Source organism: Cellulomonas biazotea (assembly GCF_004306155.1).
GTDB classification, from domain to species: Bacteria; Actinomycetota; Actinomycetes; order Actinomycetales; family Cellulomonadaceae; genus Cellulomonas; species Cellulomonas biazotea.
The window spans coordinates 1-6,292 of the sequence record NZ_BIMR01000240.1 but is presented as its reverse complement, the minus strand read 5'-3'; the positions used below and the strand labels follow the sequence as shown (position 1 = coordinate 6,292).

Here is a 6,292-nt window from a genome sequence, read left to right as displayed (position 1 = left end):
CCGCTCGGCACCGCGCCGGGCGTCGCACCGGGCACCGCGCCCGGCCACGCCCCGGTCCCCGCCCGGGTGAGCGCCCCGCCGCAGCCGGCGCCGCACCCCGTGCGGCTCGTCGTCGTCGGGTCCTCCACGGGCGGCCCCGAGGCGCTGTCCCGCCTGGTGCGCGGGTTCGTCGAGCCCCCGCCCGTGCCCGTCCTCGTCGTCCAGCACATGCCGCCCGTCTTCACGCGGCAGCTCGCGGCCCGTCTCGACCGGCTCGGGCCGGCGACGGTCGTCGAGGCCGGCGACGACGAGCCGCTGCTGCCCGGGCACGTCTACATCGCGCCCGGCGACCGCCACCTGGTCGTCGACGCGCGCACCGGCATGCTGCGCACCGCGCTGAGCGACGCGCCGCCCATCAACTTCTGCCGTCCCGCCGCGGACGTCCTGTTCCGGTCCGCCGTGCGGGCCGTGCGCGGCGAGATCCTCGCCGTCGTCCTCACCGGGATGGGCGCCGACGGCCGCGGTGGCTGTGCGGAGGTCGTCGACGCCGGCGGCACCGTGGTCGTGCAGGACCAGGCGTCGAGCGTCGTGTGGGGCATGCCCGGGGCGGTGGCGGCCGCCGGGCTCGCGCACCGCGTCGTCCCCCTCGACGACATCCCCGGCGTCCTGCACGACATCCTCGTCCCCCGTCCCGCCCAGCCCACCGGAGCACCCCGATGAGCCTCGCCCCCGACGTGTTCACCTACGTCGCCGACCTCGTCCAGCGACGCGCGGGCATCCAGCTCGACACCGGGAAGGAGTACCTGGTCGAGTCGCGCCTCCTGCCGCTCGCGCAGGAGGCCGGCCACGCGCGGGTCGACACGTACGTGCGCGGCATCCGCGGCATCGAGCGGCCCGCCGACGTGCAGGCCGTCGTCGAGGCGCTCACGACCAACGAGACGTCCTTCTTCCGCGACGGCTCGCCGTTCACGGCGCTCGCCGACGACATCGTGCCCGCGCTGCGGTCCCGCCCCGGCGGCCTGCCGCGGATGCGCGTGTGGTCGGCGGCCTGCTCGACCGGGCAGGAGCCGTACTCGATCGCGATGACGCTCGCCGACGCCGTCGGGCCCGAGACGTCCGTCGAGATCGTCGCGACCGACCTCAACCAGGCCGTCCTCGACCGCGCCGCGCAGGGCGTGTACTCGCGGCTCGAGACCAACCGCGGGCTGCCGTCGGCGATGCTCGTGCGCCACTTCGAGGCCGACGGCACGAGCTGGCGGGTCCGCGAGGACCTGCGCCGGCAGGTCACGTTCCTGCGGCACAACCTGCTCGAGTCCCCGCCGTTCGGCGGCGGGTTCGACGTCGTGTTCCTGCGCAACGTCCTCATCTACTTCGACCTGCCGGTCAAGCAGGCCGTCCTGGACCGCGTCCTGACGGCCATGCGGCCCGGCGGCTACCTCGTGCTCGGCGCCGCGGAGACGACCATCGGCCTCGACGACGGCTGGGAGCGGGTGCCCGTCGCGCGCGGCGCGGTCTACCGCGCGCTCACCGGCGCCGCCGGGACGACGTCCCCGGTCCGGCCGTTCCTGCCGACGCCGGCCCGCGCCCCGCTCGTGCCGACGCCGACCGTCCCGTCGCCGTTCACGACGACGGGCACCGTGCCGGCGGTCGTCCCCTCCGCCGCGCACGCCGCGTTCCTGCCCACCGCCCGCCCCTCCCACCTGTCCGCACCCGTCCGAGGAGAGAGCCGATGAGAGCACTCGTGGTCGACGACTCACGGACGATGCGCCGCATCGTCGCCAAGATCCTGGAGGGCCTCGGGTACGAGACCTCCCAGGCCGAGAACGGTCAGGAGGCACTCGACGCGCTGCAGCAGGGCGACGCGGTGGACCTCGTGACCGTCGACTGGAACATGCCCGTGATGGACGGCCTCGAGCTCGTCGGGCACGTCCGCAAGAACCGCGACCTGCGGTCCGTGACGCTCATGATGGTCACGACCGAGGCCGAGCAGTCCCAGATCGTGCGCGCCCTCGCGGCAGGCGCCCACGAGTACCTGATCAAGCCGTTCACCGCCGAGGAGCTCCGGGCCAAGCTCGACCTGCTCGGCCTCGTCCCGCTGGAGGAGACCGCATGAGCACCGACGTCGCGACCGACCAGGTCCTGCTCATCGCCCGAGACGTGTTCTCGTCGATGATCGACGGCGAGGAGGGGCACCTCAACGCCTGGGACGGACCGACGCCCGACGTCGAGGCCCCCGTCCACGCCTGGGTCGACCTGTTCGGCGAGCTGAGCGGCCGTGCGGTCCTCACGACCGCCACCGTCACCGCGCACGACCTCGCCCGCGCCCTGCTGGGCCTCGGCGAGGACGAGGAGGTCTCGCACGACGACCTCGTCGACGCGTTCGGCGAGCTCGCCAACGTCGTCGGCGGCAACATCAAGGCCCTCATGCCCGACGCCGCCAAGCTCGGCCTGCCGGCCGTGGCGGACACCGTGCCCGTCCTCGAGGGGGCCCTGCGCGTGCAGGAGCTCGCCCTGTCGTGGCGGGGCCGGGCGATCGTCGTCGAGCTGTGGGTCCTGCTCCCGGGGGCCGGAGGATGAGCACCGCCGCGCACCCCGCACCCTGCACCACCCCTGCCGTCCCGGGAACCACCGCCCGGCGCGGCCCCCTCGGAAGGAGCCGTTCATGATCCGCGTCCTCGTCGTGGACGACAGCCGCGTCATGCGCCAGATCGTCATCCGCACGCTGCGTCAGGCCGGGTACGACTGGGACGTGCGCGAGGCGTCGGACGGCGCCGAGGCCCTCGCGGCGGTCCGCGCCGACGAGCCCGACGTCGTCCTGTCCGACTGGAACATGCCCAACGTGTCCGGGATCGAGCTGCTGGAGAACCTGCGCGCCGAGGGCTTCGAGACGCCCTTCGGCTTCGTGACGTCGGAGGGGTCGCCCGAGATGCGGGCCACCGCCGACGCCGCGGGTGCGCTGTTCCTCATCGCGAAGCCCTTCACGGCGGACGCGTTCCGCGAGGTGATCGAGCCGGTGCTCGCATGAGCGCGCTGACCCCCCTCGCCGCCGCGCTCGACGTGCGCGACCTGCTGGAGAGCCTCGTCGGCCGCGAGGTCGAGGTCCTCACGGGTGCCGGGATGCAGGACCCCGCCAAGGGCGACGGGTGCCTCGTCGGGGTGTACCTCGACGACCAGCACGCCGTCGCGGCGATCGTGCTGTTCGACGTGGCGCTCGCCGCGTACGTCGGTGCCGCGCTGGGCCTGGTCCCGGTGCGGATGGCGCAGCAGGCCGTCGACCACGGCGGGCTGCCCGCGGGCCTGCTCGAGAACGCGAGCGAGGTGCTCAACGTCATGGGGTCGCTGTTCAACGCGGAGGGCGCGCCGCACGTGCGGCTCGACACCGTGTACGAGCCGGGCCACCCGCTGCCGGCCGACGTCGCGAAGTGGGTGCCGGCGTTCGTGCGGCGGTGCGACCTCGACGTCGACGTCGCCGGGTACGGCAAGGGCGGCTTCTCGCTGCTCGTGATCTGACCGGTCGACGGGCGCGGCCCGTGCCGCGCCCGTGCGGGCTCGCCTAGGCGGTCGTCCCGTGCGCGGGCCCCGTGCCGTCCGTCGGTGCGGGGCCCGACGTCGTCGCGCCCGCGGTGCCGGCGCCCGTGGCTCCCGCCGTCGTCGTCGTGGCGGTGCCCGCCGTGCCCGCAGTGCCCGCCGTGCCGGTGGACGCGGCCGCGGGTGCGCTCGCGGGTGCCCCGCGGCCCCGGGCCCAGGCCGTCGCACCGAGCCCGATGACGACGCCGGTCGCGCAGACGATCGCGGGCGTCCACGTGGCCGCCCCCGTCCACGCCAGCACGGCCGTCACGCCCAGCGCGGACAGCCAGACGGCGGTCCCGACCAGCAGCACGCGCCGCAGGTCGACCGCGACAGGCGCCGGCGGGGTGCGCTCGGGGTGCAGGAGCTGGTCGAGGAGGGACGGCACGACGACGAGCCTACGACCGGCCCACGACGCCGACGACCACGTCGACCGCGTCGGCCATCTGCGCGAAGACGCGCGCGTACAGCGCGTCGGAGCCGCCGATCGGGTCGGTGACGTCGTCGTCCTCGGGGGTCGCGTCGAACCGTCCGCGCTGTGCCGCGGCCAGCGGCACGAGGGCCACCAGCCGCTCGGCGGGTGTGGCACCGGCGGCTGCCAGCCGCTCCGGGTCGACGAGCGGGGCGAGCCGCGCGAGCTCGAGCAGCGTGAAGGTGCGCCGCACGGCGGCGGGCACGAGCTCGACGAGCGCCGACCGGTGCGCGCGGGTCAGCGCGAGGACGACGTCGGCGTCCCGGACGGTCGCGGCGTCGACCTGGCGCGCGTCGAACGCGTCGGCGTCGAGCCCGCGCCCGGCGACGAGCGCCGCCATCTGAGGACTCATCGGCGCCCCGACGACCGCCCGCGTGCCGGCCGAGCCGACCTCGACGCCGCCCGGCGCGAGCGCACCGTCCTGCCCCCGGTACATGCCGCCCAGGCCGGCGGCGAGCAGCCGCTCGACGGCGGGGGAGCGGCAGATGTTGCCGGTGCAGACCGTGAGGACGCGCACACGCGCGGGCGCGTCGGCAGAGGTGTCGGAGGGCTCCGGGACGGGGGTCACGGCCACCATCATGCAGGTCGCGGGCCCGCCGCCGGACGCCGCGCCCGCGCGCCGCGGCACCCGTCCGCGGGACGTCGTGTGACGGTTGTGTTGCGCCACGCCGGAAGGCCCCTCGGCGGCCGCGACCGTTCTCCTACGATGCGCGCATGGCTTCCCCCAGCGCCCCCTCCGCGCAGGCCGAGCGACCTGCCCCACCGCGCAACGCGATCGACCGCTACTTCAAGATCACGGAGCGCGGCTCGACCGTTGGCACCGAGATCCGCGGCGGCCTCGTCACGTTCTTCACGATGAGCTACATCATCGTGCTCAACCCCCTCATCATCGGCACCGTCCAGTCCGACGGCGGCAACGGCGCGTTCCTCGGCGGCGGTGACGCCCCGAACCTCGCGGCCGTCGCGGCGACCACCGCGCTCGTCGCGGGCGTCATGTCGATCCTCATGGGCGCGGTGGCGAACTTCCCGCTCGCCGTCGCCGCCGGCCTCGGCCTGAACGCGGTCGTCACGTACTCCATCGCGTTCCTGCCCGGCATGACGTGGCCGGACGCGATGGGCATCGTCGTCCTCGAGGGCCTCATCATCCTGGTGCTCGTCCTCACCGGCTTCCGCGAGGCGGTCTTCAAGGCCGTCCCGATCGAGCTGAAGACGGCCATCAGCGTCGGCATCGGCCTGTTCATCGCGTTCATCGGCCTCGTGGACGCGGGCTTCGTGCGCATCCCGGCGAGCCTCGCGACGCCCGTCGAGCTCGGCATCGCCGGGTCCCTCGGCTCGTGGCCGCTGCTCGTGTTCACGGTGGGCCTGCTCACCGCGATCGTCCTCATGGTCCGCAAGGTCAAGGGCGCGATCCTCATCGCGATCGCGACCGCCACGGTCCTCGCGATCATCGTGGAGGCGGTCACCAAGGTCGGCGCCTCGACCCCGGACGGGTCCAACCCGACGGGCTGGAAGCTCAACGTCCCCGCCATCCCCGACCAGATCGTCGCGACCCCCGACTTCTCGCTCGTCGGCCAGTTCTCGCTGTTCGGCTCGATCGAGAAGATCGGCGTCGTCGCCGTCGTCCTGCTGGTGTTCTCCCTGCTGCTCGCGGACTTCTTCGACACGATGGGCACGATGGTCGCCATCGGTGGCGAGGCCGGCCTGCTCGACAAGGACGGCAACCCGCCGCGCACCAAGCAGATCCTCATCGTCGACTCGCTCGCCGCGGCCGCCGGTGGTGCCGGCTCGGTCTCGTCGAACACGTCGTACATCGAGTCCGCCGCGGGCGTCGGTGACGGTGCGCGCACGGGTCTGGCCGCGATCACGACCGGTGTCGGCTTCCTGCTCGCGACGTTCCTCGCGCCGCTCGTCGACGTCATCCCGTTCGAGGCCGCGACCCCGGCGCTCGTGGTCGTCGGCTTCCTCATGGTCATGCAGGTCAGCGGCATCGACTGGAAGAACTGGGAGGTCGCCATCCCGGCGTTCCTCACGATCATCCTCATGCCGTTCGCCTACTCGATCACCGTCGGCATGGGCGCGGGCGTCATCTCGTTCGTCGTCATCAAGCTCGCGGTCGGCAAGGCGAAGCTCGTGCACCCGCTCATGTGGGGCGCCGCGGTGCTGTTCGTCGCGTACTTCCTGCTGGGCCCGATCAAGACGGCCCTCGGGATCTGATCAGACCGGCTCGACCCGCGCGACGGCCGGGTCCTCCTGCGGGAGGACCCGGCCGTCGCG

The 6,292-nt window shown here is 74.0% G+C and carries 9 protein-coding genes; 7 read left to right on the top strand and 2 right to left on the bottom strand.

What is annotated here, in order from left to right:
• From CBZ_RS15060 to CBZ_RS15035, 6 genes are all read left to right on the top strand, one after another.
• Positions 1-699, top strand: a 699-nt coding sequence (locus tag CBZ_RS15060) for a CheB methylesterase domain-containing protein (RefSeq protein ID WP_130782328.1), incomplete at its 5' end; no start/stop codon positions are given.
• Positions 696-1,712 (top strand): CheR family methyltransferase, encoded by a 1,017-nt coding sequence (locus CBZ_RS15055; RefSeq protein WP_130782327.1) that lies wholly within the window; start codon positions 696-698, stop codon positions 1,710-1,712. The genes CBZ_RS15060 and CBZ_RS15055, both read left to right, overlap by 4 nt.
• On the top strand, positions 1,709-2,092 hold the full coding sequence (locus CBZ_RS15050) for a response regulator (RefSeq protein ID WP_130782326.1): 384 nt from the start codon (positions 1,709-1,711) through the stop codon (positions 2,090-2,092). Before CBZ_RS15055 ends, CBZ_RS15050 begins: the two co-directional genes overlap by 4 nt.
• Positions 2,089-2,556, top strand: coding sequence for a chemotaxis protein CheX (locus CBZ_RS15045; RefSeq protein ID WP_130782325.1), 468 nt, complete (start codon positions 2,089-2,091; stop codon positions 2,554-2,556). The genes CBZ_RS15050 and CBZ_RS15045 overlap by 4 nt, the downstream gene beginning before the upstream one ends.
• An 85-nt stretch (positions 2,557-2,641) precedes the next feature.
• Complete coding sequence (locus CBZ_RS15040) at positions 2,642-3,004, top strand: response regulator (RefSeq protein WP_130782324.1); 363 nt, start codon at positions 2,642-2,644, stop codon at positions 3,002-3,004.
• The gene (locus CBZ_RS15035; protein WP_130782323.1) at positions 3,001-3,489 is read left to right on the top strand and encodes a hypothetical protein; all 489 of its coding nucleotides are present in this window, start codon (positions 3,001-3,003) and stop codon (positions 3,487-3,489) included. Before CBZ_RS15040 ends, CBZ_RS15035 begins: the two co-directional genes overlap by 4 nt.
• Before the next feature lie 43 nt (positions 3,490-3,532).
• Here the strand turns inward: CBZ_RS15035 and CBZ_RS21380 are convergent, their stop codons facing one another.
• On the bottom strand, positions 3,533-3,934 hold the full coding sequence (locus CBZ_RS21380) for a hypothetical protein (RefSeq protein WP_174768684.1): 402 nt from the start codon (positions 3,932-3,934) through the stop codon (positions 3,533-3,535).
• A gap of 10 nt (positions 3,935-3,944) precedes the next feature.
• A complete protein-coding gene (locus CBZ_RS15025) occupies positions 3,945-4,586 on the bottom strand; it encodes an arsenate reductase/protein-tyrosine-phosphatase family protein (protein WP_246013438.1) in 642 nt (213 codons plus the stop codon).
• Between the two features lie 146 nt (positions 4,587-4,732).
• Here CBZ_RS15025 and CBZ_RS15020 point away from each other — a divergent pair, with 146 nt between their 5' ends.
• The gene (locus CBZ_RS15020; protein ID WP_130782322.1) at positions 4,733-6,232 is read left to right on the top strand and encodes an NCS2 family permease; all 1,500 of its coding nucleotides are present in this window, start codon (positions 4,733-4,735) and stop codon (positions 6,230-6,232) included.
• Positions 6,233-6,292 lie beyond the last annotated feature (60 nt).

What these genes read in the sequence shown, in the direction of transcription:
- CBZ_RS15055 (WP_130782327.1), top strand. Translation starts at nt 696, where the DNA reads ATGAGCCTCGCCCCCGACGTGTTCACCTACGTCGCCGACCTCGTCCAG.
- CBZ_RS15050 (WP_130782326.1), top strand. Translation starts at nt 1,709, where the DNA reads ATGAGAGCACTCGTGGTCGACGACTCACGGACGATGCGCCGCATCGTC.
- CBZ_RS15045 (WP_130782325.1), top strand. Translation starts at nt 2,089, where the DNA reads ATGAGCACCGACGTCGCGACCGACCAGGTCCTGCTCATCGCCCGAGAC.
- CBZ_RS15040 (WP_130782324.1), top strand. Translation starts at nt 2,642, where the DNA reads ATGATCCGCGTCCTCGTCGTGGACGACAGCCGCGTCATGCGCCAGATC.
- CBZ_RS15035 (WP_130782323.1), top strand. Translation starts at nt 3,001, where the DNA reads ATGAGCGCGCTGACCCCCCTCGCCGCCGCGCTCGACGTGCGCGACCTG.
- CBZ_RS15020 (WP_130782322.1), top strand. Translation starts at nt 4,733, where the DNA reads ATGGCTTCCCCCAGCGCCCCCTCCGCGCAGGCCGAGCGACCTGCCCCA.